25 protein-coding genes are annotated in these 25,484 nt (G+C 45.2%); 14 read left to right on the forward strand and 11 right to left on the reverse strand.

Annotation, left to right across the window (positions count from 1 at the left end):
• Positions 1–67: 67 nt before the first annotated feature.
• Together CDG60_RS02375 and CDG60_RS02380 are read left to right on the forward strand one after the other, a co-directional pair.
• Complete coding sequence (locus tag CDG60_RS02375) at positions 68–1,024, forward strand: hypothetical protein (RefSeq protein ID WP_087512602.1); 957 nt, start codon at positions 68–70, stop codon at positions 1,022–1,024.
• A 193-nt stretch (positions 1,025–1,217) separates the two neighbouring features.
• Positions 1,218–1,634: a hypothetical protein gene (locus CDG60_RS02380; protein ID WP_160116955.1), complete on the forward strand. Its 417-nt coding sequence runs from the start codon at positions 1,218–1,220 to the stop codon at positions 1,632–1,634.
• Positions 1,635–1,653: 19 nt separating this feature from the next.
• On the opposite strand, the gene CDG60_RS02385 is transcribed toward CDG60_RS02380, so the two are convergent.
• The gene (locus tag CDG60_RS02385; protein WP_087512604.1) at positions 1,654–2,706 is read right to left on the reverse strand and encodes an AAA family ATPase; all 1,053 of its coding nucleotides are present in this window, start codon (positions 2,704–2,706) and stop codon (positions 1,654–1,656) included.
• 185 nt (positions 2,707–2,891) lie between these two features.
• On the opposite strand from CDG60_RS02385, the gene CDG60_RS02390 reads away from it, so the two are divergent.
• The 4 genes from CDG60_RS02390 to pgsA all read left to right on the forward strand — a co-directional run bounded on the left by CDG60_RS02390 (position 2,892) and on the right by pgsA (position 7,282).
• Entirely contained in the window at positions 2,892–3,785 is an 894-nt protein-coding gene (locus CDG60_RS02390; protein WP_087512605.1) for a hypothetical protein, read from the forward strand.
• 82 nt (positions 3,786–3,867) lie between these two features.
• Positions 3,868–5,667: an excinuclease ABC subunit UvrC gene (gene uvrC, locus CDG60_RS02395; protein ID WP_087512606.1), complete on the forward strand. Its 1,800-nt coding sequence runs from the start codon at positions 3,868–3,870 to the stop codon at positions 5,665–5,667.
• A gap of 123 nt (positions 5,668–5,790) precedes the next feature.
• Positions 5,791–6,585 (forward strand): thioesterase family protein, encoded by a 795-nt coding sequence (locus tag CDG60_RS02400; protein ID WP_087512607.1) that lies wholly within the window; start codon positions 5,791–5,793, stop codon positions 6,583–6,585.
• A 109-nt stretch (positions 6,586–6,694) separates the two neighbouring features.
• Positions 6,695–7,282 carry a CDP-diacylglycerol--glycerol-3-phosphate 3-phosphatidyltransferase gene (gene pgsA / locus CDG60_RS02405; RefSeq protein ID WP_087512608.1) on the forward strand — a complete coding sequence of 196 codons (588 nt, stop codon included), beginning with the start codon at positions 6,695–6,697 and terminating at the stop codon, positions 7,280–7,282.
• An 81-nt stretch (positions 7,283–7,363) separates the two neighbouring features.
• On the opposite strand, the gene CDG60_RS02410 is transcribed toward pgsA, so the two are convergent.
• The gene (locus CDG60_RS02410) at positions 7,364–9,166 is read right to left on the reverse strand and encodes an ABC transporter ATP-binding protein (protein ID WP_087512609.1); all 1,803 of its coding nucleotides are present in this window, start codon (positions 9,164–9,166) and stop codon (positions 7,364–7,366) included.
• Positions 9,167–9,322: 156 nt separating this feature from the next.
• Here CDG60_RS02410 and CDG60_RS02415 point away from each other — a divergent pair, with 156 nt between their 5' ends.
• Positions 9,323–9,949: an alpha-ketoglutarate-dependent dioxygenase AlkB family protein gene (locus CDG60_RS02415; protein WP_087512610.1), complete on the forward strand. Its 627-nt coding sequence runs from the start codon at positions 9,323–9,325 to the stop codon at positions 9,947–9,949.
• Between the two features lie 15 nt (positions 9,950–9,964).
• Here the strand turns inward: CDG60_RS02415 and CDG60_RS02420 are convergent, their stop codons facing one another.
• Both CDG60_RS02420 and CDG60_RS02425 read right to left on the reverse strand, forming a co-directional pair.
• A complete protein-coding gene (locus CDG60_RS02420) occupies positions 9,965–10,663 on the reverse strand; it encodes an NAD(P)H-dependent oxidoreductase (RefSeq protein WP_087512611.1) in 699 nt (232 codons plus the stop codon).
• Between the two features lie 308 nt (positions 10,664–10,971).
• Entirely contained in the window at positions 10,972–11,787 is an 816-nt protein-coding gene (locus tag CDG60_RS02425; protein WP_087512612.1) for an IclR family transcriptional regulator, read from the reverse strand.
• A gap of 466 nt (positions 11,788–12,253) precedes the next feature.
• On the opposite strand from CDG60_RS02425, the gene CDG60_RS02430 reads away from it, so the two are divergent.
• Genes CDG60_RS02430 through CDG60_RS02440 form a run of 3 tightly spaced genes read left to right on the forward strand, consistent with a single transcriptional unit; the run spans position 12,254 to position 15,592 of the window.
• Positions 12,254–14,335, forward strand: a complete 2,082-nt coding sequence (locus CDG60_RS02430; RefSeq protein WP_087512613.1) for an FUSC family protein — start codon at positions 12,254–12,256, stop codon at positions 14,333–14,335.
• A gap of 2 nt (positions 14,336–14,337) precedes the next feature.
• Entirely contained in the window at positions 14,338–14,541 is a 204-nt protein-coding gene (locus CDG60_RS02435) for a DUF1656 domain-containing protein (RefSeq protein ID WP_087512614.1), read from the forward strand.
• 40 nt (positions 14,542–14,581) lie between these two features.
• The gene (locus CDG60_RS02440) at positions 14,582–15,592 is read left to right on the forward strand and encodes an HlyD family secretion protein (protein ID WP_087512724.1); all 1,011 of its coding nucleotides are present in this window, start codon (positions 14,582–14,584) and stop codon (positions 15,590–15,592) included.
• Positions 15,593–15,616: 24 nt separating this feature from the next.
• On the opposite strand, the gene CDG60_RS02445 is transcribed toward CDG60_RS02440, so the two are convergent.
• The 4 genes from CDG60_RS02445 to recN form a co-directional block, all read right to left on the reverse strand.
• On the reverse strand, positions 15,617–16,330 hold the full coding sequence (locus CDG60_RS02445) for an SDR family NAD(P)-dependent oxidoreductase (RefSeq protein ID WP_087512615.1): 714 nt from the start codon (positions 16,328–16,330) through the stop codon (positions 15,617–15,619).
• A 15-nt stretch (positions 16,331–16,345) separates the two neighbouring features.
• The gene (gene ruvX / locus CDG60_RS02450; protein ID WP_087512616.1) at positions 16,346–16,789 is read right to left on the reverse strand and encodes a Holliday junction resolvase RuvX; all 444 of its coding nucleotides are present in this window, start codon (positions 16,787–16,789) and stop codon (positions 16,346–16,348) included.
• Positions 16,782–17,336 (reverse strand): YqgE/AlgH family protein, encoded by a 555-nt coding sequence (locus tag CDG60_RS02455; protein WP_087512617.1) that lies wholly within the window; start codon positions 17,334–17,336, stop codon positions 16,782–16,784. Before CDG60_RS02455 ends, ruvX begins: the two co-directional genes overlap by 8 nt.
• 129 nt (positions 17,337–17,465) lie before the next feature.
• Complete coding sequence (gene recN / locus CDG60_RS02460; RefSeq protein WP_087512618.1) at positions 17,466–19,127, reverse strand: DNA repair protein RecN; 1,662 nt, start codon at positions 19,125–19,127, stop codon at positions 17,466–17,468.
• Between the two features lie 115 nt (positions 19,128–19,242).
• Here recN and CDG60_RS02465 point away from each other — a divergent pair, with 115 nt between their 5' ends.
• From CDG60_RS02465 to CDG60_RS02480, 4 genes are all read left to right on the forward strand, one after another.
• On the forward strand, positions 19,243–20,541 hold the full coding sequence (locus tag CDG60_RS02465; RefSeq protein ID WP_087512619.1) for a tetratricopeptide repeat protein: 1,299 nt from the start codon (positions 19,243–19,245) through the stop codon (positions 20,539–20,541).
• 81 nt (positions 20,542–20,622) lie between these two features.
• Complete coding sequence (gene ppnP / locus CDG60_RS02470) at positions 20,623–20,946, forward strand: pyrimidine/purine nucleoside phosphorylase (protein ID WP_087512620.1); 324 nt, start codon at positions 20,623–20,625, stop codon at positions 20,944–20,946.
• Between the two features lie 131 nt (positions 20,947–21,077).
• Entirely contained in the window at positions 21,078–21,827 is a 750-nt protein-coding gene (gene rlmB, locus CDG60_RS02475) for a 23S rRNA (guanosine(2251)-2'-O)-methyltransferase RlmB (protein ID WP_087512621.1), read from the forward strand.
• Positions 21,828–21,861: 34 nt separating this feature from the next.
• Entirely contained in the window at positions 21,862–22,776 is a 915-nt protein-coding gene (locus CDG60_RS02480; RefSeq protein WP_087512622.1) for a DMT family transporter, read from the forward strand.
• 1 nt (position 22,777) lies between these two features.
• Here CDG60_RS02480 and coaE read toward each other — a convergent pair whose 3' ends face one another.
• From coaE to CDG60_RS02495, 3 genes are read right to left on the reverse strand one after another with little or no spacing between them, the layout of a single operon-like run.
• Positions 22,778–23,377: a dephospho-CoA kinase gene (coaE, locus tag CDG60_RS02485; RefSeq protein WP_087512623.1), complete on the reverse strand. Its 600-nt coding sequence runs from the start codon at positions 23,375–23,377 to the stop codon at positions 22,778–22,780.
• Between the two features lie 14 nt (positions 23,378–23,391).
• Positions 23,392–24,252 (reverse strand): prepilin peptidase, encoded by an 861-nt coding sequence (locus CDG60_RS02490; protein ID WP_087512624.1) that lies wholly within the window; start codon positions 24,250–24,252, stop codon positions 23,392–23,394.
• Positions 24,252–25,478, reverse strand: coding sequence for a type II secretion system F family protein (locus CDG60_RS02495; RefSeq protein WP_087512625.1), 1,227 nt, complete (start codon positions 25,476–25,478; stop codon positions 24,252–24,254). The genes CDG60_RS02490 and CDG60_RS02495 overlap by 1 nt, the downstream gene beginning before the upstream one ends.
• Positions 25,479–25,484 lie beyond the last annotated feature (6 nt).

Consider the following 25,484-nt stretch of genomic DNA (forward strand, 5'->3'; position numbering starts at 1 on the left):
TGTTTGTTTTTTCATGAAAATATACTTCGTGTTAATTAGAATATTAACTACGAAATAGAACATGAATATGAAAAATTTAACACTTTGTCTGTCTTCAGTTGTGATCGCAGTGACCCTGACGGGCTGTGGCGGTGGTGGTGGTGACAGTTCATCCTCAGCGCAGGTGGTTACACCTCAGGCTTCTGTTACTGCTGATTATACTTTTATTGTTGATGATGAAACGCTTGAAACAGAAACCATCCGATATATTAATGGTGGTACAGGGCAGGTACAGTACCGCACAACTTTAGGTCCAGACAGTTTTTTACTGACGCCTTCAAAGCTTTATAATAATACATGGGTGGATGCTGTAACCCGTGCACTGAATGAAGAAACACTGACTTTCAGCAGTGCACCAGGTACTCTGAGAACGGAAATACTGAAAAAAGTGGATGTTTCTGGTAAAGATATTTTTTCTGTGGTGTATCCTGGGTATCGTGAATATTTTAAGTTCCTCAACGTAAACAGCAGTTTGAGCAGTCAGATTGTTCAGGCTTATCTGAAACCGGTTCAGCAGTTTCCTGCGGGTTCAGTCTGTTATAGAACAGATAAAACTACATCCAGTCAGGGGTATATCCGTTTTGAACAGGAAGATCTGGAGACCAGGGGGAGTTATCAGGACATGGTGGATATACTGCCAGGAGTGGCAGCAGACTGGGGTGCTGAAAATCAGTGGACTTATCGTATTTCAGGAGGCACCTGGGCAGGACATGAGTGGAAATATGTCCAGTTCTTTGATCAGTACGGGTTGCTTAAAGACTCATTTGCGGTCGTGAATAACCAAGGCAAAGCCTACTATGGCGAAATGTATGATTTTGAAAATTACAGTGCCAGAACTGAAAGTGAAAAAGTCAAAGCCTTACTTGCAGATACACCAGTTCAGACAGCAGATTATTATCTGAATAACATCATGCTGAAATATAATGAGCAGGGCTGTAGCTACTATAACAATACTGCTGCCAAAGCTCTGAATGTATTGAGATAACACGCTCAGTAAAACAGTATAAAAAGGGCACGGAATGGTGTCCTTTTTTTTTTATTGATCTGTCTGAAAACTCAATATTTAGTGATTTGTTTGCTTCCTGAAACTGCTTGAAGAATAAAAAATGAATGCCTGTTATCCCAATAATATATACCGTCTTTTTATCGTTTTCGGCATATTCCTGCTGTGGCTGTATTTGAGCTATCACGATGCAACAGAGTATTTAATGACTGCTGTTGGGGTTTTTCTTACAGCGTGTTGTTTCTATATGGCATTTCATTACCGACTGACCTTTAAGGAAAATGAACTGGTTGTCCGGTCACATTTTTTCAGGCTAAGGGTTTATCGTTATGCGGAATACCAGTTTGTATTTGGTCCAACCATGAAGGTACGTTCAAGACCTGGAACGTGGCATGTACCTTCCAGGTGCTTGACGGTTTACAGGCTGAATGAGCAGGGAGAGCCGATGGACAGTCAGCAGCACAGATTTGAATTTGCTGTGACCCTGAAGCTCAGACAGAAAATATATATGACTTTGCAACAGCGGCTTCAACGACTTGAGCTGAATCATCATCTGAAAGCTGTGGAAATGGATCAGACTTATTATTATTGATTGCCTCGAAAATCTGATTTCAGGCAGGATCTCTGACACGCAGCTGTTGATTGATCAGGTCTATATACAGATGGTTCTGGTTGGGATGATTCAGAAAGTGAACAGCCAGCAGTGGCTCAAGTTCAGTCCGTATTTTTCGGGTCAGATGCCGTGCGCCAAAACGGATATCATGGTTTAGATAAAAACAGGCTTTGGCAGTATCGCTCAGTGTGATCTGACGCTGCTGTGGTTTCAGCCGCAGATTGAGTTTTTCCAGTTCAATTTCGACAAGACGGGGTAAAGCATCTGCCTGAACAGCCTGATAATGCAGGGTTCGATCAATCCGGTTTAAGAATTCAGGATCAAATTTCCTGAACATGACTTTTTCAATGATGGTCTGAGTTGGTACACGTTTCAGGCAGAGATCCTGCAGTTTTTTAGGCAACAGATTCAGTTTATCCAGATATTGCTGTGCTGCCTGCGCACCGATATTACTGGTCATAAAGATCATGCAGTTACGGAAATCAATGGTTTTGGTTCCAGCGGTCAGGGTCAGTTTTCCTGTATCCAGAATATTCATTAAGCCACGGATCACTTCTGTCGATGCTTTTTCCAGTTCATCAAACAGCACAATACCAGGGCGGGTGTGTGAACCGGCAATGGCAGTTTCATCAAATAAGCTGTGACCTTCTCTGGAGCCGACATAACCAGGAGGAGCACCGGTTATGGCTGCAGCATAATGCTCTTGTGCCAGTGTATTCATGTCGATACGGCAAAAAGCGTCTGCCTGCCCATAGATGGCTTCTGCAATCAAACGGACGGTTTCAGTTTTACCGACACCGGTAGGACCCAGCATCAGGGTGACAGAAAGAGGTCGGTCAGGTGATGAAAAATCAGCTTTCACCACATGCAGCATTTTTTTTATTTCGTTTAAAGCCTGTTTTTGCCCAATGATTCTTTGTTCTAAATGCTGCATGACTTCGGCAGGTTCAAAATGAAAACGTGACTTGCCTGGTCTGAACGGTTGAGCGTTGTTATCCACATTGGCAGAAACGGGCTTTACGATATGAATGGCAGCATTTTCAATGGTCATGCAGTTTGAACCTGATAAAGAAATGGGCAGATCAGATTCAGCATAGCAAATTTAAAATAGTGGATTAATAGCTTTTAACAATCAGATGATTGTTAAAAGAATGCTGACATTGTGGTGTTTATAGCTTGTGATATGGTCAGCAACTGACTGATAATGATGAAAAATAGAACAAGTGATGATATAAAATGAAAAAAAGTTTTTTGCTGATAGGGACACTGGCACTGGCGGGGTGTGGTGGTTCAGATGATACTGAATCTGCACAGGCACAGCCTGTAGATCATGGGTTGTATACTTCTGAACTCAATAATAATGCAGATGGGTTGATTTTTAGAAAATACGGGATTAATGCTGAGGGGCAACTGACTGTCCAGTATCTGAAAGGAAGTCCATCTATAGCCAGTGCAACTGGACAATACCTGACTCAGTATGGGGTATCTGAAAGGTTGCCACCTGTATTGTCAGAGAATCACTATCTGCTGGGGGAAAAAGCCACTTTTGATGGAGACCGGCTGACATATGACATCAATAATGGTGTTTCAGGCAACCCATTGATGCTGAGTGCTCAGTATAAAAAAACAGATGTTTCCGGCAGAAAAATCAGTGACGATGGACTGAGTCCATTTTATGCAATGGATAAAACACCGACGGGGCAGATTTTACTGACAGTATTGGGTCTGAATCTTGAGAACGAACGGTTTCATGCTGGATCAGTCTGCTGGCAGAAGATCTCGGTGAGCAATAATCAGGATTATATCGAGTTCTATCCTGCACTGGATTATTCAGAACAGTTTAAAGACACGGCTGTGGAGACCACTGGAAACTGGAGTGGCGTTGCATGGATCAGATATCAGCCTGATTTAAAAGTTCCACGGATTAATGTCCGTTTAACGATGGATGGCGTGGACTACTGGGGGAAATATCACCACCAGAATGAACTGATTGAGCACAGCAAATATTACGATGAGAATGAACAGATCTGGCGCGAGGCGGACCTGTACTGTGATTTCATGAACAGCACTGCTTTTCAGAAAGTAACAGGACCATTGATGAAAATTGGGAGCCACGTTAAAGGGCTGTGAGTGAAAATTTATTTGAGCAGGCTTGAAAAAACAGCGTTGAGACGACATCATCCAGATATAGTCCAAAGTTAAAAAGTCTGCTGTGAACGAAAACGCACGTGAAAATATTGAAAAAATTTTAGCCAGTATGACCACACTTCCCGGAGTCTATAAGATGCTGGGAAAAGAGGGGGAACTGCTGTATGTGGGCAAAGCTAAAAATCTGAAAAACCGTGTATCGAGTTATTTCGTCAAAACCATTGAACATCCGAAAACCCAGGCGCTGGTTGCCCGCATTTATAATATAGAAACGCTGGTGGTCCGTTCTGAAACTGAAGCACTGTTGCTTGAGCAGAACCTGATTAAACTGCATCGTCCGCCGTATAACATTATGTTGCGGGACGATAAATCCTATGTCTATATCTTCGTTTCCGCAGACAAACCTTATCCACGAATTGCATCGGGGCGGGGGAAAGGCAAGCATCAGGTTGGGAAGTTTTTCGGCCCTTATCCGAGTGCTTACAACGCACGTGATACCCTACTGGTGTTACAGAAACTGTTTAATGTCCGGCAGTGTGAAAACAGCTATTTTTCACAGCGTAAGCGACCTTGTTTACAGTACCAGATCAAGCGCTGCACTGCGCCCTGTGTAGGGCTGATCAGCCCTGAAGCCTACAATGAGGATGTACAGAATTCGATCCGCTTTTTAAATGGAGACACCCGGGAGCTGAATCAGGAACTGATTCAGAAAATGGAAGAAGCCGCAGAAAAACTCGAATTTGAAAAAGCAGTGTTTTACCGTGACCGTATGGCATTGTTGCGTGATGTGCAGTCACAGCAGGCGATTTATAAACTCAAAGGTGAAGCAGATATTCTGGCGATTGCTTACCAGGCCGGGGTGACCTGTGTGCAGATCATGCATGTCCGCAACGGTAAAATGCTGGGTGGGAAAAGCTATTTTCCAGATATGCAGGGTGATGATCTGGGGCAGATGCTGTCTGACTTTATGGCAAACTTTTATTTTCAGGTGGCAGACGAAGTTCCTGCAGAGCTGATCGTCAATACTGAGCTGCCCGACCGTAAAGAGCTTGAGCAGGCGATGCATCAGCAGTTTGAAAAGAAAATTCAGATTAAACACAGTGTTCGTGAGACCCGTGCTGAATGGCTGGAACTCGCGGAAATGAATGTTCAGCATGCCATAAAAGGAAAACTTGCCAATCATCTGGAACTGAATGAGCGTTTTCATCAGCTTGAAGAAATCTGTGGGCGTCCGATAGACCGGATTGAATGCTTTGATATTTCCCATACCATGGGTGAGGCGACCATTGCTTCCTGCGTAGTGTTTGATGCAGGGGGAGCGCGTAAGCGTGATTACCGACAGTTTGCCATCGAAGATATTACCGGTGGTGATGACTATGCAGCCATGCGTCAGGCACTGACCCGACGTTATAAAAAAGCCATGTTGCCGGATCTGTTGCTGATTGATGGGGGTAAGGGGCAGTTGCATATGGCAATGGAAGTCATGCAGGAACTTGGACTGGATGCATATATGGTCGGTGTATCGAAAGGTGAGGGGCGGAAGCCTGGACTGGAAACCCTGCATTTTACCGATGGCACAAAAATTCAGTTGCCTGAAGATCATAAAGCCCTGCATCTGATTCAGCAGGTGCGGGATGAAGCACACCGTTTTGCCATTACCCGACATCGTGCAAAGCGTGACAAACGCCGAGGTGGTTCTGTGCTTGAAGCAATTCCAGGACTGGGTCCTAAACGCCGTCGTGATTTGCTGACGCATTTCGGTGGAATTCAGGGGGTGCTGAAAGCATCCGAAAATGATCTGAAACTGGTTCCTGGGCTGGGAGATGTTATGGCGAGAACCATTTATAAAGTACTGCACGAGTGAGGCGAGATGGGTTTCTGGGGCAACGCATTTGCATAAATGCTCACTGACGCATGAGTCATTGATCATTCACATCAGCGCAAAAACAGGCAAGGATAGCAACAGTCAAAATGAAGGATGCCCCACATGTCACTCAGTCAGGTCTTTAAAGCGCTTGAGCAGAATGAATGGATTGATATACCCAAAGGATGGTTACAGGGACGAACCATTTATGGTGGACTGGTTGCCAGCATGATGATGCATAAGGCGGTTGTCACCATTGCCGATCCTGGAAAACGTTTACTCAGTACCAGTGTGACTTTTGTTGGACCTGTGCAGGAAAGCCAGGCACGTGTCACGGCTGAAATTTTGAGGCAGGGAAAGTCAGTAACCACCATAGAAGTACGGTTATGGCAGGATGATGCCGTTCAGAGTATTCTGATCGCCAGTTTTGGAGCACAGCGTGAATCTGCGATACAGGTACATCAGGAACGGGCGGCTCCAGATTATGCTGCGCCTGAAACACTGAGCATGTTACCCCGACATGCCGCAATGCCTCAGTGTTATGAACAGTTCGATGTGGGCTGGGCTGAGGGACGTTTTCCCTGTACAGGCAGTGAAAAACCTGACTTTGGTGGCTGGTTCCGCTTCAATCCTGAAAAACATGAAAACAGGGTGTTTACCGAAGCTGACCTGCTGGCACTGATGGATATCTGGCCGCCTGGTGTACTGCCGATGTTTAAAACATTGTCTCCCGCCAGTTCACTGACCTGGCATGTGACCTGCGTTCATCCTGTTCAGCATCAGTTGCTGGACTGGTTTAAATATAAAGTATTTACAGACTTTGCATCTGATGGTTATGCAACCGAATATGCCCATCTCTGGGATGCTGAAAACAGACTGATTGCGATTTCAAGACAGACGGTTACGGTGTTTGCCTAGTGACACTGTAGGTCATTTCGTATAAAGTGAAGCCTGTAAACGGTGGATAAATCTTCAAAAATCAGTATGCATTCAAATTCGTGCATTTAAAGGAACGCTGGCGGTGTCTATGACAACAGGTCAAATCCTGAATATTCCCAATATCCTGACTCTGGCGCGGATCGTACTGATTCCTGTGTTTCTGCTGGTGGCGTACTGGCCGCCTGCAATCGGGATTCACGGTCATGATGGCAGTATGTCCCGTCATATTATTCTGACCGCTATTTTTGTTGTGGCAGCAGTCACAGACTGGTTTGATGGTTATCTTGCCAGAACACTGAATCAGACTTCAGCATTCGGACGTTTTTTAGATCCTGTTGCCGATAAACTGATGGTGGCAGCGGCTTTGATTGTACTGGTACAGTGGCAGCCTTCAATTTCCATGGCTTTTGCCGCGATTGTGATTATTTCACGTGAAATTACAGTTTCAGCTTTGCGTGAGTGGATGGCAGAACTGGGCGCCAGAACCAATGTGGCTGTGTCTACGGTCGGAAAATACAAAACCGCTTTTCAGATGATTGCGATTACGGTTTTCCTGCTCAACTGGAAACCCCTGGAAATGCTGGCGTATGGTTTACTCTATACCGCCGTCATACTGACTTTATGGTCGATGTTTATTTATTTAAAAGCTGCATGGCCGTATCTGAAACAGCCCTGAGTGTTTAAGAGTATTAAAAGCCTTTCATCTGAAAGGCTTGTTTTATGGCTGAAACTTACAGTCAGCAGGGAATAACAGCATCTAACTGTGCGTTTCTTCCTCGGCCTCCTCACCAAAAGTCCGTGCAATTTTGTCAATGTTCAGGCTTTTTGCCATCGCATCAAAAATTTCCTTATAGGCACCATCCTGATGATAAAGCTGCTGATGCTCACCATGTTCGGCAATATGTCCATCCTGCATGACATAGGTATAGTCTGCATCAATAATCTGCGACAGGCTGTGCGACACAATAATAACTGTCCGCCCCTGTTTGATTTCATCCAGGCTCTGCTTGATCTGCTCTGCGGCAATGGCATCCAGGCTGGCAGTCGGTTCATCCAGGAAAATAACGGGTGGATTTTTCAGGAACATACGGGCAAGAGCAATACGCTGCTGTTGACCGCCTGAAAGCATCAAAGCATCGGCTTCATAAGTCTGAGGCAGTTTCATGATCTGTTCATGAATGGAGGCTTTTTTTGCCGCGGTCATGACATCTTCAATGCTTGCATCTGTTTTGCCATAGCGGATATTTTCAAACACTGAACCCTGGAAAATATGATTTTTCTGCAGTACCAGTCCAATGTGTTCACGCAGATAGGCGGTATCAATCTGCTGCAGATCCACACCATCCATACTGATACTGCCTGAGGAGGGCGTATAGAACTTATCAAGCATACTGATCAGGGTTGATTTTCCTGCACCGGACAGACCCACCAGGGCGGTAATTTTATTGGGCTGAATACTCATGTTGATGTTGTGCAGCGCCTGATGCCCATTGGGATAGCTGAAACAGACATTTTTCAGTTCAAAGTGCCCATGCACAGGTGGTTTCAGTGCTCCACTGACCTCAATTTCGTCATCGGCTTCCAGAATTTTGAAATAGCCTTCAGCGTAAATCATGGCATTGTTCACTTCATCATAAATACGGTGCAGGGAACGGATCGGTGCAGAGACATTGTTGAACAGCAGTACATGATACATGATCATCCCGATACTCATCTGTCCATCCAGCACGAAATATGCGGTCAGAATAATTACAAAGACCACGCCCGCCTGTTCCAGGAAAGTTTTAATACCATCATAGAAAAAACCGGTTTTTTGCGCACTGAGCTGGTTCTGAGTCAGCGATTTCTGCAGTGCCAGCTGACGGGCAGACTCATCTGCTTCACGGTTGAATGATTTAATGACCGTGATGGAGTTGATGATGGTATGAATGCCCTGATTTTTCTTTTCAAATACATCACGGATGGCGCGGCGTTTGGTCAGCAGTTTCTGTGATTCTTTAAACGTGATCCAGAAATAGATCGGGACAATAATGGTTGCGATCAGACCGACCCAGACATTGGCGAAATACATCAGTCCCAGAGCAATGATGGCGCTGGTGAATAAAGGCAGGATATCAATAAAGAAGATCTGAATTAAGCGGGTTAAGTGGCTGATACCCCGATCAATACGGGTCTGTAATTTGCCAGACTGATGGTCTTCCTGTTCAAAGAAACTCAGACGATACCGGATAAATTTTTCAATCATGTTCTGGGCAAGACTTTGCGACACCATTAAGCGCAGTTTTCCCCCCAGCAGGCTCTGACTGAAATTAATCACGGTATTCAGTATTTCTTTAGCCAGCAGAACCACCGTGATGGTGATAATGATGTGCCAGCCCTGTGTCAGCCCCTGTCCTTGCTGCAACAGACTGTTGATGCTGTCCACCGCATATTTCAGAGTCAGTGCGTTGACCTGCGCCAGCAGGGAACCGATCAGGGTCAGTGTCAGAGTCAGAATCACCAGTCCACGATAGGGGCGGACAAAGGGACGGATTTTCTGAAAAAGTTGCCACAGATTCATAAGACTTTGTTTTTATTGTTCAGATATCAGCAGTCTATGCCCATCCAGCCTGTGTCACAAGCGCATACAATGTTTTGAATTGTGAAGATGGTGAGTGGCTGTATAAATCACTAAAATGTCTGTGTAGATGAATAATTTTGAATGGAGTGTGACGACATGAATCTGGAACTGTTCACTCCCGAAGCTCAGGAAAATTTATTGCCCTGTGATGGTCAGGTGCAGGACTATGGTTTGATTCTGGATGCTCAGCAAAGTCAGCAGTATCTGAACTTTTTTTTACAGCAGCTGGCATGGCAGCAGGACGAAGTATATCTGCATGGTCAGTACTATCGGACAGAGCGTAAAGTCGTATGGTATGGCGATGAACATTATCAGTATCACTATTCAGGCATGGCGAAACAGGCACATGTATGGAACCCAGGGCTGTACAGACTGAAACAGCATATTGAAAAGCTGACGGGTCATGTCTATAACTCATGTCTGGCAAATCTATATGAAAACGGCACGCAGGGCGTAGGCTGGCACAGTGATGATGAACCCTCACTGGTTTCACCTGACAACCATGAAGTGGTGATTGCGTCATTCAGCCTGGGTGCGACCCGAAAGTTCAGATTTCAGCATAAATGGAAAGCTGAAAAAGTGGATATGCAGTTGCAAAGTGGACAGCTGATTGTGATGCGGGGACAGACACAGCGCTACTGGAAGCACTGCCTGGCAAAATCAACCCGGGTGACTGAACCACGGGTCAATCTGACTTTTCGCTGTTTTCATTCACAGATTTAAGCCTGGCAGACCAGTTCAGAGTGGATAAAGCCGCTCGTCAAACTGTTCCAGTTCAGGGAAAACAAGTGGCTCTAACTGTTCCAGCTGCTGCAGGTGTTGCTGGTAGTCCATAATCATCTGTTTACGGGCATCCTCTGAAATATAAGGCACATGATAGGCAATAAACGGGGGCAGAACTTCAAAGCCCACATAAGCCAGTGTGCCACGCTGTACAGGAGTTAAAATATGATCCATAGAGCCATGAATGGCACCATCACCAAACATATGGTCACGTCCACCCAGTGTAAAGCAGAGCATGGCTTTTTTACCAAGCATCCCGCCGTGATTGTAAAAACGCTTTCCACCATAGAAAATCCCGGAAACAAAAACACGGTCAATCCAGCCTTTTAAAATGGCAGGGACAGACATCCAGTACATAGGAAAATTTAGAATCACAAGATCCGCTCTCTGAACCTTTTCAACCTCGGTCTGAATATCCTGTGTCAATGCATGATTTTTGCAGGCATGGCGCTGTTCCAGTGCATAGTTCAGATAATCAGAGTTGCCGTGTGCTGTAAAGTCTTCTCTGGATGCGACAGGGTTAAACCCCATTTCATATAAATCAGAAATTTCAACCTGGTGACCCAGTCGCTGTAATTCTTCCACGGCGGTGTTTTTCAGGGCGTGGGTAAAAGACTGTGGCTCGGGGTGGGCATGTACAATCAGAATATTCATCCAGGATTCCTTTTTATTCTGTGATCTTGTTGATCTGGCGTATTGATAATGGACGCTATGCCGTGATTATTGATGAACAGAATGTATTTGCCAATGTACAGCGTTTGAGAAAGCACTGTCTTAAATGTAAATCAGAGTAACTGATGCGTTTCGACAGCGCATAAAAAAGCCCATGATTTTGAACATGAGCTTTTTTACCTCTGAGGATACTGTTTTCGCAAAAGCAATATCATCTTCTATGGATCTACTGAAGAACAGAATCATAGTATGAGAATTTTGTGAGTTATACAAGTTGAAATTGCAACAGATTATTGCTCATTATCACTTTTGCTGATGCTGTAGGTATGTCCCGGTAACTGATGTGTTTCAGACAGGGAAATAAAGCGTTTTTCAATCTGAGCAGCATTATCTTTGAGTATTTCAATCAGTTTATCTGTATTGATAAACTCAAAACGGTTTTTGGAGGCAAGTACTGTCAGGGCAAGAGGAGCTTCCTTGCTTGAAAATTTTACAGGGACAGACAGACCGGAAACATTTGGATCGAGTTCCCCGCGGGAAAGGTAGTATCCCTGTTTTTTGATCTTTTTCATGTGCTGTACGAAAGCATCTTCATCCTGAGCAAAACCTACATTTTTCAGTTCAGTTGCAAAACGCTGGTAATAGTCATGAATTTTCTGTTTAGGCAGATGCGCCATAATCACTTTGGGTGAAGACCCCATAAATACAGGGCGGGGGCATCCACGTCCATAGGACAGCAGACTGACGTCTTTAAAAACTTCGTGATGAATATCAATACAGTAGTCAGTATTCAGATGGGTCAGTAAACAGCATAACTCTGTTTTTTCAGAAATTTCCTGCATAAATGGAATACTGATCTGAACCAGTGGATCTGTCGTTCTGGAAATATAGTCCATGACAGCAATCTTGGGTCCAAGGGTGTAGTCTCCAGAAGTTCCGCTCAGGCGCTGTAAAATATCTGCAGAGACGAGTTCTTTCAGATAGCGGTAACTGGTCGGTTTGGATAACCCCAGTTCCTCACTGATGGTATCCACATTAATAATCGGACGGGATACAGAGAATAAATCCAGTACAGTGAGAATTTTTCCAAAACTCGAAAGTGCCATATGAACCCTGATTGATCTGAAAGAGAAAAATAAAAAAAAGAATAATTACTTTATAACAAAATGCGGGACATCATGCAGAGCTTTTCTTGTAATCACGCTGTATTTGTCGGCATTTAAGTGGCTGAATCCATAGTGTAATAAGAACTGAGCTTTGAAAACTGTCGAAGTTTTCATTAAATATTGATATTAATATCACATAGAGATACTTGTATTGACTTTTTATCTGTTTTTTGAAAAAATAAATAAATCAAATATCCAATGATGAATTTTAATTCAATTTAAATTGAATTAAGTCCTGGGAAGTGCCTGGCAGGCATTTTCTGACTGATTTTTTTCCCTCCAGTGTGAATGTCGAAATTTCTACTGACATCATGTGCAAATGCAGATGATGTCTCTTTGTCGTCGGCGCTAAAAGAAAATATGAATCACTGGATCTGTTGTCAAACCCTGTGAGCAGAGCGTATTTATGCTTTTATATAAACAGATTCTTGCATTCCGTCCCAATAAAATGGACTGGATTTTTGCGACCAAAACGTTTATTGCGGGCATGCTGTCTCTGTATTTTGCCTTTATTCTGAACCTGAGTTATCCCATCTGGGCGATTGGTACGGTCTTCGTGATTGCCAGTCCTTATTCAGGAATGACGGCATCCAAGAGTATTTACCGTTTGCTGGGAACATTATTCGGGGCTGTTTTTGCCGTAGCGGTTACACCGCTGTTTATCAATATGCCCATGCTGTTGATTCTGATTCTGGCGATCTGGGTCGGATTCTGTCTGTATGTGTCTCTGCTGGATCGGACACCCCGCAGTTATGTGTTCATGCTGGCAGGCTATACCGCCGTGATTATCTGCTTTAATGCGATTTATTATATTGATACGATTTCCATCTTTGATATGGCGCTCGGACGGTTTCTTGAGATTTCGCTGGGGGTGGTCTGTAGTGCTGTGGTCACTGCCACAATTTTCCCTCAGCCACTGGCACCTGTTTTACAGACACGTGTGGCAAAAACCATGCAGGACACCCGATCACTGTATGACCAGATTCTGCTTGATGAATATCATCAGCCCAGTTACACCACCTTGCTCGCCAGTATCACGCGGGATACCTCAGACATTCATGTCATGGCGGTACATCTGAGCTATGAAACATCGGGCAATAAGCTGATGACCAAGCCCATTCAGGAGCTGCTGCATCAGGTCACCATGCTGGTGGCAAACCTGGTGGCAATGTCTGAACGGATTAAACAGCTTGATCAGATTGATATGAGTTATCGGGAACATTTAAGGCTGCTGCATGGGCATGTGGCTGCCTTTCTGGATGATAAACACGAGATTCATGAAAATGAACTGAGACATTTGCCTGCAACATTCAATGCTGATTTTGAGCGGATGTTCAGTCATGCCCGTTCCGAACAGCAGGTGATGCTGGGTGGACTGAAAATGGATATCCGACATTTTATTCAGAATGTTCGGGCAGTAAAACTGATCTGGCGGCGGATTCTGCAGGGTGATAATTCACTGCCTGGAACCATTACGCCTTTAACCACAAGCTATCCGAGTCTGCATCGGGATCATGGTGTCGCTGTACGGGGCGGAGTATCGGCGAGTATTACCATTTTTATTGCTGCTGCTCTGTGGATATTAAGTGGCTGGAAGCCTGGTTTCATGATGGCGGAAATGGCAGCGATCAGTGCCTGTATTCTGACCGCAATGGATGACCCAGTCCCTGCACTGAAAATGTTTATCCGTGCCAACCTTTATGCTGTGGTAATTGTATTTATTTATGCCTATGGAATTTTCCCCCATGTCACAACCTTCTGGGAAATGGCTGTGGTGCTGGCACCGTTCATTATTTACTGTCTGATGCTGTTTCCACATCCGCCTTTGACGGGGCTGGCTCTGCCTTTGCTGATGGGCGTGGTGATGGGACTGAATATTCAGAACCGTTATGCACTGGATCAGATAACCTTTTTTGATTTTTCTATTGGTACAGCGATTGGTCCGATTATTTCCGTCTGTGTGGTACAGATGGTGCGCTCGATGTCACCTGACATCACTGCACAGCGGATGCTCGCGCTGCATTATCGGGATATGCGACATGCCATCCGTATGCATTATGGTGTGCAGTTCAAAACACATCTAAGAGGCATGCTTGACCGGATTGGCGTACTCAATACAAAAATGGTGCAGTCAGCCTCTCTGAAAGCAGAAATGAATGCCGTGCTGATTGAGTCCAGTGCCACCATTGATCTGACCCGATTAAATGAGCTGAAAGAGAAACTGTCTTCTGACGCTGTCGCTGTGAAATGGATTGTGGCTTTACAGCACAGTCTGGAAACATGGTTTAAGGCCAGGGAAAAACAGCAGCAGCACCTGGTCGATTCTGCACAGATTTTTGAGCTGTTAGAACGGACCGAAAATGCGGCATTGGAGATAGGTGATGAGGATATTCAGAAAAGAATCAGAATCTCGGTGAACAACATCCGTAATGGCTTATGTCAGGTTGAAACGGAACTGAAACTACAGCGTGAAATGGCGGGAGCATAAAGATGGGTGAGCTGAATCTGTACGGGGTTTATATTCCGGTCTTTCTGGTCCAGGCGATACTGGCGTATATCCTGCTCAGAATAATTGCGCTATGGACAGATACCCTGATTGAAAGAGGGTGGATTGCGTTGCCGGGGATTTTCAATTTATGTCTTTATGCCATTTTACTGGGGCTGATGCACTGGATTTTCAGTCTGGTGCAGTAATGAATAAAACTTCCTGAATTGATGAATGGATAAGTGGAATATGAAAAGTTTTGATGCTCGAAAAGTCATCCGACCGACAGTGCTGACTGTTGTGGTGATACTTGCTGTCCTGTGCGTGGTACATCTGTGGAACTACTACAATGCCGAACCCTGGACCCGTGACGGGCGGGTGCGTGGAGACGTGATTCAGGTATCTTCAGATGTTGCAGGTCTGGTCACTGAAGTTCTGGTTCAGGACAATCAGCAGGTCAAAAAAGGTCAGGTGCTGTTTAAAATAGATCTTGCCCGTCAGGCACTCGATGTTGAGCAGGCAAAGTCAGATCTGGCAAAAGCAAAATCAGGACTTGCAGAAGCTGAAGCAGGACTGGCACAGGCTAAAGCGAATGTAGTGAGATCGGCTGCCAATATTCAGCTTGCTGATAAAACAGCAGGACGTTATGCATCTTTGATGGATGGTGCGATTTCTAAACAGGAACAGGATCAGGTGTTTGCCACACGTGATCAGTCCCATGCAGAGCATGAGCAGCTGCAGGCAGCAGTTGAGCAGGCACAAGCCAGTATTACTCAGCAGAAAGCCCTCATTGAAGCTGCCACCAGCAGTCTGCATCTGGCTGAACTGAACATGAACCGTGCTGAAGTTATTGCACCTGCTGACGGAACTTTATCCAATTTTGATATGCGTCCTGGTAATTATGTCAAAGTGGGGCAGGCGGTTGCGGCATTGCTTGACCGTAAGCAACTGTATGTGGTCGGGTACTTTGAAGAAACCAAACTGAATAAAATCCAGCTGGGCGATCAGGCAACCATTCAGCTGATGGGTGATTCAGAGAAAATTAAAGGTCATGTACAGGGAATTGCATCAGGGATTGAAGACCGTGAGCGGACCACATCTTCAGGTCTGCTGGCCAATGTAAATCCAACTTTCAGCTGGGTACGGCTGGCGCAGCGTGTCCCTGTAAAAATTGTACTGGATGAAGTACCGCACAATGAACTGGCTTTTATTGCAGGTCGTACCGTGACCGTACATATTCTGGAAAGACATAAAAAATAAGCTGTCAGCCATTCATCAGGTTTTTTATATGTGCAGATCTGCCATGGCAGGCATGTTGATTTCTTTGACACAGGATGCCCGACTGGTCGCCAGAATAAAGCGGATAGCTGCCAGTACATCCTGAAGCGGAATCAGTTGAGCCTCGGTTTCTGCCAGTACAGTATCCAATGGTGTGTTGATGTCAAACTCTGTGGCGAGATAACCCAGGTTCAGTACACTGATACCAATCTGATCTTTTTTCAGACTCTGTCGCAGAGCATGAACCATTCCACGCAGTGCAAATTTACTCGCTGAAAAAGAAACTTCTGCACCATTATGATTATCCAGTCCCCAGGTTGAACCGATCAGAATAATTTTGGCATTGCTGGACAGACGTAAATTTTCCAGCAGAGACTGAATCGCAAGTATGCAGGCATGTACATTGGTGTGAAGTAAACGCGAAATTTCGGTATCAGAGCAGTTTTCAAAGTCATAATCAGGCTCAAATGCTTTTTCTTCCCAGATACCCACGTTATAAATCAGATAATCCACCTGCTGGTTCTGAATCTGTTTTTTCACTATATCCCGAGCCAGTTCAGGCTGAGAAAGATCGGCAGAAATCCACTGAAAACCGGGATGAAGATAACTGGGTTCAGAGCGTGAAATACCGAATATACGGTCTTCTTGCTGAGGAACAGCCTGCAGGATTGCCTGCCCAAGCCCTTTACTTACCCCATAGATGACATATGTCCTGGACATGACTGAACCTGCTGTTTAAGGTGTTAATCCTTCTGGATTGCGATACCAGCTTTCAATAAATAAAGCGGCCGCGATGCTGTCTGCGGCGAGTTTTTTTGCACGTCCCTGAGCCTGATAATGCTCAAGTTCATCGCGGGCTTCACGGGTGGTCAGGCGTTCATCCACCATCAGGGTTTCAATATTGGTCTGATGACGCAAACGCCGTGCAAATTTGCGCGCACGGGTGGAAAGCTCTGACTCTGTGTCATCCATATTTAAAGGTAATCCCACCAGAAACAAACTGGGTTGATGCTGTTTTACAATTTTCAGCAGTTCGTCCCAGTTCGGAATACCATCTTTCATGGGAAACAGGGCAAGTGGGTTTGCACTTTCAATCAGGGAAGAACCAACCGCCATCCCCATTTTCTGTGTGCCGAAGTCAAAGGCAAGAATGAGTTGCGGTTGTGTTAAATCAGGCATGTCCAATCTCAGATGATAACCAGGTGCGGTCAATGCCTATTTTACGATAAGCTGCGTCCCAGCGGTCATCGTAGGGTAAATTAAAAATCAGATCCATATCTGAATCACAGATCAGCCAGTCACCTTTGGCAATTTCATCTTCCAGCTGATTTTTACCCCAGCTGGCATAGCCCAGTGCAATCTGGTAACGCCCCACACCCTCGTTATGTGCAATCGCATCGAGGATATCCTTACTGGTGGTGATACAGACGTTTTCACCGACTGCAATGGACGAATGCCAGGTCGGTTGACCGGTATGCAGAACAAAACCGGCTTCGGGACGCAAAGGTCCTCCCTGAAGCACATCGTGCGGCAGGACATGATCGGCACTGATTTCCAGATCATTGAGTAATTCACGTACAGAAATTCCCGAAGGACGATTGATAATAATCCCCTGTGCGCCTTCATCATCATGTCGGGCAAGGTAAATTACTGTATTGGCAAAGAAATCATCTGCCATTTCAGGCGGTGCAATCAGACAGCGGTGCGTCAGAAATTGTTTTGACACCTGGGAATTTCTCCTCAATTCTCTGAATTATTATATTAAATATTACGTTTATTAATAAGTTACAGGACTTCCATCACTTATCCAAATACTATTTTGTGTATTTGACAGGACCCAAAGAGATATCACGGGTCAGGCAATCTGAAATTTCAGCTGTCTCAGCTGTCGGGCATGCTGCAATGTAGTTTCATTGATTTCAATACCACCGGTCATACGTGCCAGTTCCTGAATCCGCTCATCTTCTTCAAGTTCCAGAATACTGCTGCTGGCTGGATCTGACTGCCGTTTCTTCGCCAGCAGATGTTGATCAGACTGTGCTGCAACCTGTGCCTGGTGAGTAATACATAAAATCTGTACATGCTTGCCCAGTCCTGCCAGCAGACGACCGACTATTTCTGCTGTACCACCGCTGATACCGACATCAATTTCATCAAATACGAGCACTTCGGCATCTGTTTTTTCTGCATTCATGACTTGCATGACGAGGGCAATACGGGAAAGCTCGCCCCCAGATGCGACTTTGGCCAAGGGTTGTGCTGGAATACCTTTGTTGGCAGTAAATAACAGCTGAATAAAACTGAAACCTTCTGCGGATGGTTGTTCCAGTGGTTCAAATTTAAATTCAAAATGGGCTTCAGGCAGTGCCAGCTGTTTGACCTGTTCGGTCAGTTGTTTTGCCAGCGGTGCAGCAGCTTCACGACGGATATCATCCAGATGCTGTGCCTTGTTCAGATAGTCCTGATAGGATGCCTCAACCTGTTCAGCCAGGGCTTCGGGATCTTCCAGCTGATGCAGCTGTTCAAGTTCCTGTTGCCATTCGGTGTACTGATTTTTCAGTTCATCGGGCTGGGTGCGGTATTTACGGGCCAACCGATGGAAGACTTCAAGCTGTGAGTTCAGTTCTTCCATCCGTTCAGGATCAAAACTCTGACGGTCAATAAACTGTCTCAGATTTGCAGTTGCATCATCAATTTCACTCTGCGCATTGATCAGGGAATTATAAATTTCAGAGAGCTGATCACTGCGACCCGCATGTGATTCGAGTCTGCGCAGAATGGAAGACATTTCCTGAGCAATATTCTGTTCAGATTCATCCAGTGCATTCAGGCTGTAACTGCAATCCTGCATGATGTGCTCATGGTGGCTGAGACGGTCAAATTCCTGCTCAATTTCTTTGTAATCGACCTGAATCAGTTCTTCAAGTTCTTCAAGCTGTAGCTGTAAAGTGTCGATACGCTGTAGACGGTTTGCCTGTGCATCTATGGCAGCCTGATGCTGACGGATGTCTTTCTGCCATTTGCTGTAGGCATCACGCACCTGCTGGGCAGGAGTGTAAAAGTTACTGTAGCGGTCAATCCAGTGCTTCGGATAAGGCGGTTCCAGTAACTGCTGCTGGCTGTGCTGGCTGTACAGCTGTACCAGTAAGCGTCCGATTTCCTTGAGTTCAGACAGACTGCCTGGACGACCATTAATCCATGCCTTACTGCGCCCTGTAGAAAAAATAACACGACGTAAATGGATCTCACCAGATTCATCATCTAGCTCATGTGCTTTGAGCCATTCAGCCTCTGGACTGCCGTCCTGATAGCTGAAAACAGCTGTGACATCGGCTTTATCTGTGCCGAACCGTACATAATTGGTATCTGTTCTTTCACCAAGACAGGCAGAAAGCGCATCCAGGAGCAGGGATTTACCTGCACCGGTTTCTCCGGTGAGAACATTAAAACCTTGTTCAATATCAATGGCTAAATTGTCAGCTAATGCAAAATTGATCAGAGTTAAATGTGTCAGCATATACGCATCCGGACTGCGGTAAGTTTAAGTTAAAGATATCAGGTTTTATTTTTGTCACAAGACGACTTTTATTCTAAGATGACCTGAAACATAACTATTTTATCCCATATTTATTATGAAAATGAAACTGCCTTTGCCTAAACCACCGGTCAGGCAACCGATAAAAAAACAGAATATTGAACAGTTGAATAAAAAACTTGCACAGTTATCCGCTCTGTTCCGTCAGGCAACAGCGCAGAAAGACTATGAAGCCGCACGGAAACACGTGGCTGAAGTACTGAAATATGTACCTGACCATGTCGTTGCAATGATGGATCTGGCATTTACCGAACTGCGTCTTGAACGCTATGAAGATGCTTACCGACATTATCTGAAGGCGATCAGTCTGAGTAAAGCCAGGGTGGATACCAATATTTACGATGGATTGACCGAAGTCTGTTATCAGCTGGATAAACCGGATGAAGTTCAGAAGTATGGTGCGCTTGCATTACAGAGCAAAAAAAACCAGGTCAATGAACAGTCCACGCTGAATATTCCTGCTGAAAGACCTGTGTTTAATCCTGCCCGTCCGCAGGAAAATATTATAGCCTTTTCACTGTTTGGCAGTGATCCAAGATACTGTGAAACAGCATGGCTGAACGTGATTCATGCCAGAGAGATTTACCCTGAATGGACATGCAGGATTTATCTGGATGACAGTGTGCCTGATGCTGTTCAGCACAGACTGAAAAATGCAGGTGCGCAGACTGTTATGGTGAATGAGCAGCAAAAACAGCTGTCCGGGCTGTTCTGGAGATTCCTGGTCATGGATGATCCTGATGTCCGGTTTTTTATGATCCGTGATGCAGACTCACTGATTTCCTGTAGAGAAAAAGCAGCGGTTCAGGCATGGTTGGACAGCAGCAGATGGTTTCATAGCATGCGGGACTTTTATTCACATACCGAGTTGGTTCTTGCGGGGATGTGGGGCGGCTGTCATGGTGTTTTTCACGGAATTGAAACCATGATTCAGCAGTATATGCAGACGGGTAATTATCTGACCAGCAGGGTGGTGGATCAGCATTTTCTGCGCTATATGATCTGGCCTGCACTGAAACAGAGCCTGATCAGTCACGACAGTCAGGGCTTTGACCCTGATGCAGTTCCTTTTCCTGAAGCTGTTCAGCAGACTGATTATGAGCAGGCAGAGACGTTTCATGTGGGCAGTAATATGGGGGCACCCGTCATGATTGTTAAAGTTGAAGATGCAGCAGCAGAGACCGTTCGCTGGGTGCTGCTGGATCAGGAAAATCAGGAAGTCTGCAGTTATGAAGCTGCAGTACAGGACTCTCGTGAAATTATGGTGAACCTGCCTCGGATTTATACGGACAATATTCAGAAGAAAATATGGAGAATAGAACTCTATTCTGTATAAATCTGGATTGATTAGTTGTACTTGCCCAATTAAACTACAGGCAGTCAAAAGATATAAAAACGCGTTACCTGGAGAATATGCATGTCAGCTCAGTTTGATCATGTTTCTGTTGTGAAAAAATCAAACGTCTACTTTGGTGGCTTGTGTATCAGCCATACGGTTCAGTTTGAAGACGGTACTAAAAAAACCCTGGGGGTTATTCTTCCAACCGAGCAGGCATTGACGTTTGAAACGCATGTTCCTGAACGTATGGAAATTATTTCTGGTGAATGCCGGGTTAAAATTGCTGACAGCGAAGAAAGCGAACTGTTCCGTGCCGGACAGTCGTTCTATGTTCCTGGTAACAGCCGTTTTAAAATTGAGACGGATGAAGTGCTGGATTATGTCTGCCATCTGGAAGGCTGATCTTTCATTTTATTGAACAGGGAATTTTTAACCTGAATCGGTTAAACTGTTCATTCACAGAAATCCTGTAAAGTCAGCTTTGCAGGATTTTTCTTTTGAATTCTGAATAAAAGTTGAATTAGAGGTTGTTCATGGCTAAACCTGAATATTATTATGGCGTTCATTCAGTGGAGTCATTACTTGAGCTTGAGCCTGAGCGGGTTCTGACTTTATTTGCTCTGAAAGGGCGGGATGATCAGCGCTTACAGAAAATTCTGGAGCTTGCTGAACCGTTTGGTATCAGTGTTCAGAAAGCCAGTCGTGACAGCCTGGAAAAACTGGCAGGTCAGCCATTTCATCAGGGTGTTGTTGCTGCGGTGCGTCCACATCCAGTGCTGAATGAAAAAGATCTTGATCAGCTGCTTGAAAATAATCCGCAGGCGCTTTTACTTGCGCTGGATCATGTGACTGACCCGCATAACCTGGGAGCATGTATCCGAACAGCAGCAGCAATGGGTGTGGAAGCCGTGATCGTACCTCGTGACCGTTCTGCCAGCCTGACGCCGACAGCGCGTAAAGTTGCAGCTGGTGGTGCTGAAAAGGTTAAATTTATTCAGGTGACCAATTTGGCGAGAACCCTGGGAAATATTAAAGACGAATTCAATGTGCGTGTTGTTGGCACCATGCTGGATGAAAATGCGTTGCCTGTTCAGCAGTTCGACTTTACAGGGACAGCGGTGTGTGTAGTGATGGGTGCTGAAGATACAGGTTTGCGTCCGATTACTCAGTCTCAGTGTGATCAGACCGTTTATATTCCAATGGCAGGGAATTTACAGAGTCTGAATGTCAGTGTGGCAACGGGTATGGCGCTGTATGAAGCCTGCCGTCAGCGTAATCACTGAGTCAGTTTATTATTTAAATTAAAGTAGCAGGAACATGTCTCCCAGAACACAAGGTTATGCCCTCGTTGTAGTTACGATGTGCATCTGGGGAGGGTTTACGATTACCTCCCGTCTGAATGCTCAGTGGCACATCAGCGCATGGGATATTACCGCACTCCGATTTGCACTGGCATTCTGTATTCTGATGCCGGTTTTGATATGGAAAAAAGATACCGCCTTTCTTTGGAAAAAAGAGCCATTTATTCTGGCAATGGTCGGAGGAGTGGGGTATTGCCTGACTTCCTACAGTGCTTTTCATTTTGTCCCTGCTGCACATGCCGCGATTTTCCTGAACGGCTGTATCCCTCTGTGTACAGCACTGGCGGGTTTTTTTCTGTTCAGGGAGCCTTTTGATAAGCATACCTGGGTGAGCCTGGTCATTATGCTGTCCGCCATTTCAGCCATGTGTTTTCTGATGTATGAGGAAACAGGTGTGGCCTTTGGTTTTGGTGATCTGCTGTTTTTTATCAGTGCGATCTGGTGGGGTGTATTTACTGTGTTACTCAGGCAGTGGAAGCTTTCCGCATGGCATTCCATGGCGGGTGTAGCGATCTGGTCAGCGCTTGTTTATATTCCAGTTTATCTTTTATTTTTACCTAAAAATCTGATGCAGCCAGAACCCATGCATTTGCTTGTTCAGGGGATTTTTCATGGCATTTTTGTGGTGATTATCGCCACACTGACTTATGTGGAAGCTATTAAACGGTTGGGGGCGTTTAAAACAGGGAGTATCGTGACCCTGGCGCCTTTTATTGCCGCAGTACTGGCTGTTCCATTATTGAATGAGCCTTTGAGTATAGCGATTATCTGTGGCTTGCTGGGTATGGGGGTTGGTGCATTGCAGCCGTGGCGATGGTTTGGACGTAAAGACAGTCTTCAGGTGAGACTGGATCAGCAGAAAAAAAACTGATTCAGACTTCACTTCTTGCAAGATACTGAAGATGCAGTTTTTTAAGCTGGTTGTGCAGATGATCGATATGACCATCGTTGAGAATAATATCCTGAGCCAGAGCCTGCTTCTGTAAGCGTGGCATCTGCGCAGCAATGATTTTTTTGATCTGTTCAGCATTCTGTCTGTCACGTGACGAAGCGCGTTCAATCTGAAGCTCTTCTGTTGCATCAATCAGTAGATTGTGATGGGTGAGTTCGTGCTGACTGGTTTCAAACAGCAGGGGCGACACCAGGACAGCATATGGACTGGTTGCAGACGCCAGCTGTTGAATGATTGCAGTACGGATGGCAGGATGAGTAATGGCTTCAAGCTGTTTGCGGGCTGAAGGTTCTTTGAAAATATATTCTCTTAAGGCTCTGCGGTTCAGCTCACCATCTTCCTGTATGACCCAGTTGCCAAATATCTGCTGAATCTGTTCCAAAGCTGGTTGTCCTTTTTCAACAACTTCTCTTGCGACAATATCAGCATCCACGACCTGAATGCCCTGTGATTCAAACCATTGACTGGCAGCTGATTTTCCACTGCCTATACCGCCTGTTAAACCCAGAATAAAAGTCATTCAGTTGTCCGTTATTACTGCCCAAGATAAATTTTCATGATCTGTTCACCCCATAAAAAGGCAATCCAGCCAGCAATGGCAATATAAGGACCAAAAGCAAAGGGCTGATTTTCTTTGCGGATTTTCAGTAAAATAATACCAATTACCGCGCCGACCATGGATGAAAGTAACACAATCAAAGGCAGGAGCAAAGGACCCATCCATGCACCCAATGCAGCCAGCAGTTTAAAGTCACCATACCCCATGCCTTCTTTGCCGGTCACGACTTTAAACAGATAATAGACGACCCAGAGGCAAAGGAAGCCAATCACATATCCCCATATGGATGAAGCAGGGGATGTGAATACTGAATAGCTGTTTACTGCAAGGCCAATCGCTGCAAGTGGCAGGGTATAACGGTCAGGCAGTAACTGTGTGTCAAAATCTATGAAAGTTAATGCAATTAATACCCAGGTCAGTAGCAGCCCTGCAAGCATCTGAATGGATGGACCAAATACTGCAACGACAGTCAGTGAACAGGCAGTAGTCAGCAGTTCAATAAAAGGATAGCGGATACTGATTGGATTGGAGCAGTTACCACACTTGCCACGTAATGCCAGCCAGCTGACAACAGGAATATTCTGATACCAGCGGATTTCTGACTGACACTTTGGGCAGGTCGATGCGGGTTTACTCAGCGTTATTGGAGTTTCATGTTCTGGTGGGTGATCTGGATGCAGGTACAGCTGACATTCCTGTCGCCATTCCTGTTCCATCATTTTCGGGGTGCGATAAATAACGACATTCAGAAAACTGCCGATACATAAACTGAAAATCCCAACTGCCAGATAAAGTGCAGTTGGGGTTGTACTTAAATAAGAGATAATTTCCTGCATTAAACCACGGAGCCCATCTGGAAGATTGGTAGATACATTGCGATAACCAGACCACCGACCAGTACCCCCAGTACAGCCATGATCAAAGGTTCCATCATAGAGGTCAATCCATCCACGGCATTGTCCACTTCATTTTCATAGTGTGTAGCCACTTTATCCAGCATGGCATCCAGTGCACCGGATTCTTCGCCAATTGCAACCATCTGTACTGCCATGGATGGGAATTTATCCGTAACCCGCATGGCAAACTGGAGCTGTTGTCCTGTTGCGACATCATCCCTGATTTTCATGACGGCCTGTTCATAAACCACGTTATTGGTTGCACCTGCTGTAGATTCAAGTGCTTCAATTAACGGTACACCAGCCGCGAAAGTGGTCGCAAGAGTACGACTGTAACGGGCAATAATGGCTTTATATACCAGATCACCAAAAATAGGTGCTTTCAGTGCTGCTTTATCCAGGAAATCACGGAATTTTTTACTGCGCTTTTTGGCTTCCATGAACGCTGCGATGGCGGCACCAATGGCAATAATCAGAATGAACCAGTATTTCTGCATCCATTCAGACATGTTCACCACCATTTTGGTAAATGCCGGTAGGTCTGCACCAAATGAAGTGAACAGTTCCTGGAAAACAGGCACGACTTTAACCATCAGAATAATTGTCACAATAATAGCGACCACAACTACACTGGCTGGATACTTCATGGCCTTTTTAATTTTCTGTTTAAGCAGTTCACTTTTTTCTTTATAGATTGCTACACGATCCAGCATGGTTTCAAGGGCACCGGACTGTTCTCCTGACTCGACCAGTGAACAGAACAGGTTGTCAAAATACTGTGGATATTTTTTCAGGGCACCTGCAAAAGTATTACCGCCTTCGACTTCACCTTTAATGCCAAGAACAACTTCACGCATGGCAGGGTTTTCAAGACCTTCTGCAACAATTTCAAAACTTTGTACCAAAGGTACACCGGCTTTCATCATGGTTGCAAGCTGACGGGTGAAGATCGTGATATCAAGCGTGGATACTTTCTTCTTCATCAGCCCTTCGAGAATATTCTTTTTCTTTTCCCGAATGGTTTTGATGGTGATCCCTTGTTTGCGCAGCGTCACTTTGGCTAAAGCCATGTTTCGTGCCGGCATTTCCCCTTTAATCTTAGCCCCTTTACGATCAACCCCTTCGTAGATGAAGTTTGGCATCATCTGTGCTTTTTTGACAGCCATGCAATT

Origin of the sequence: Acinetobacter chinensis (assembly GCF_002165375.2) — a bacterium.
Classification (GTDB): Bacteria; Pseudomonadota; Gammaproteobacteria; order Pseudomonadales; family Moraxellaceae; genus Acinetobacter; species Acinetobacter chinensis.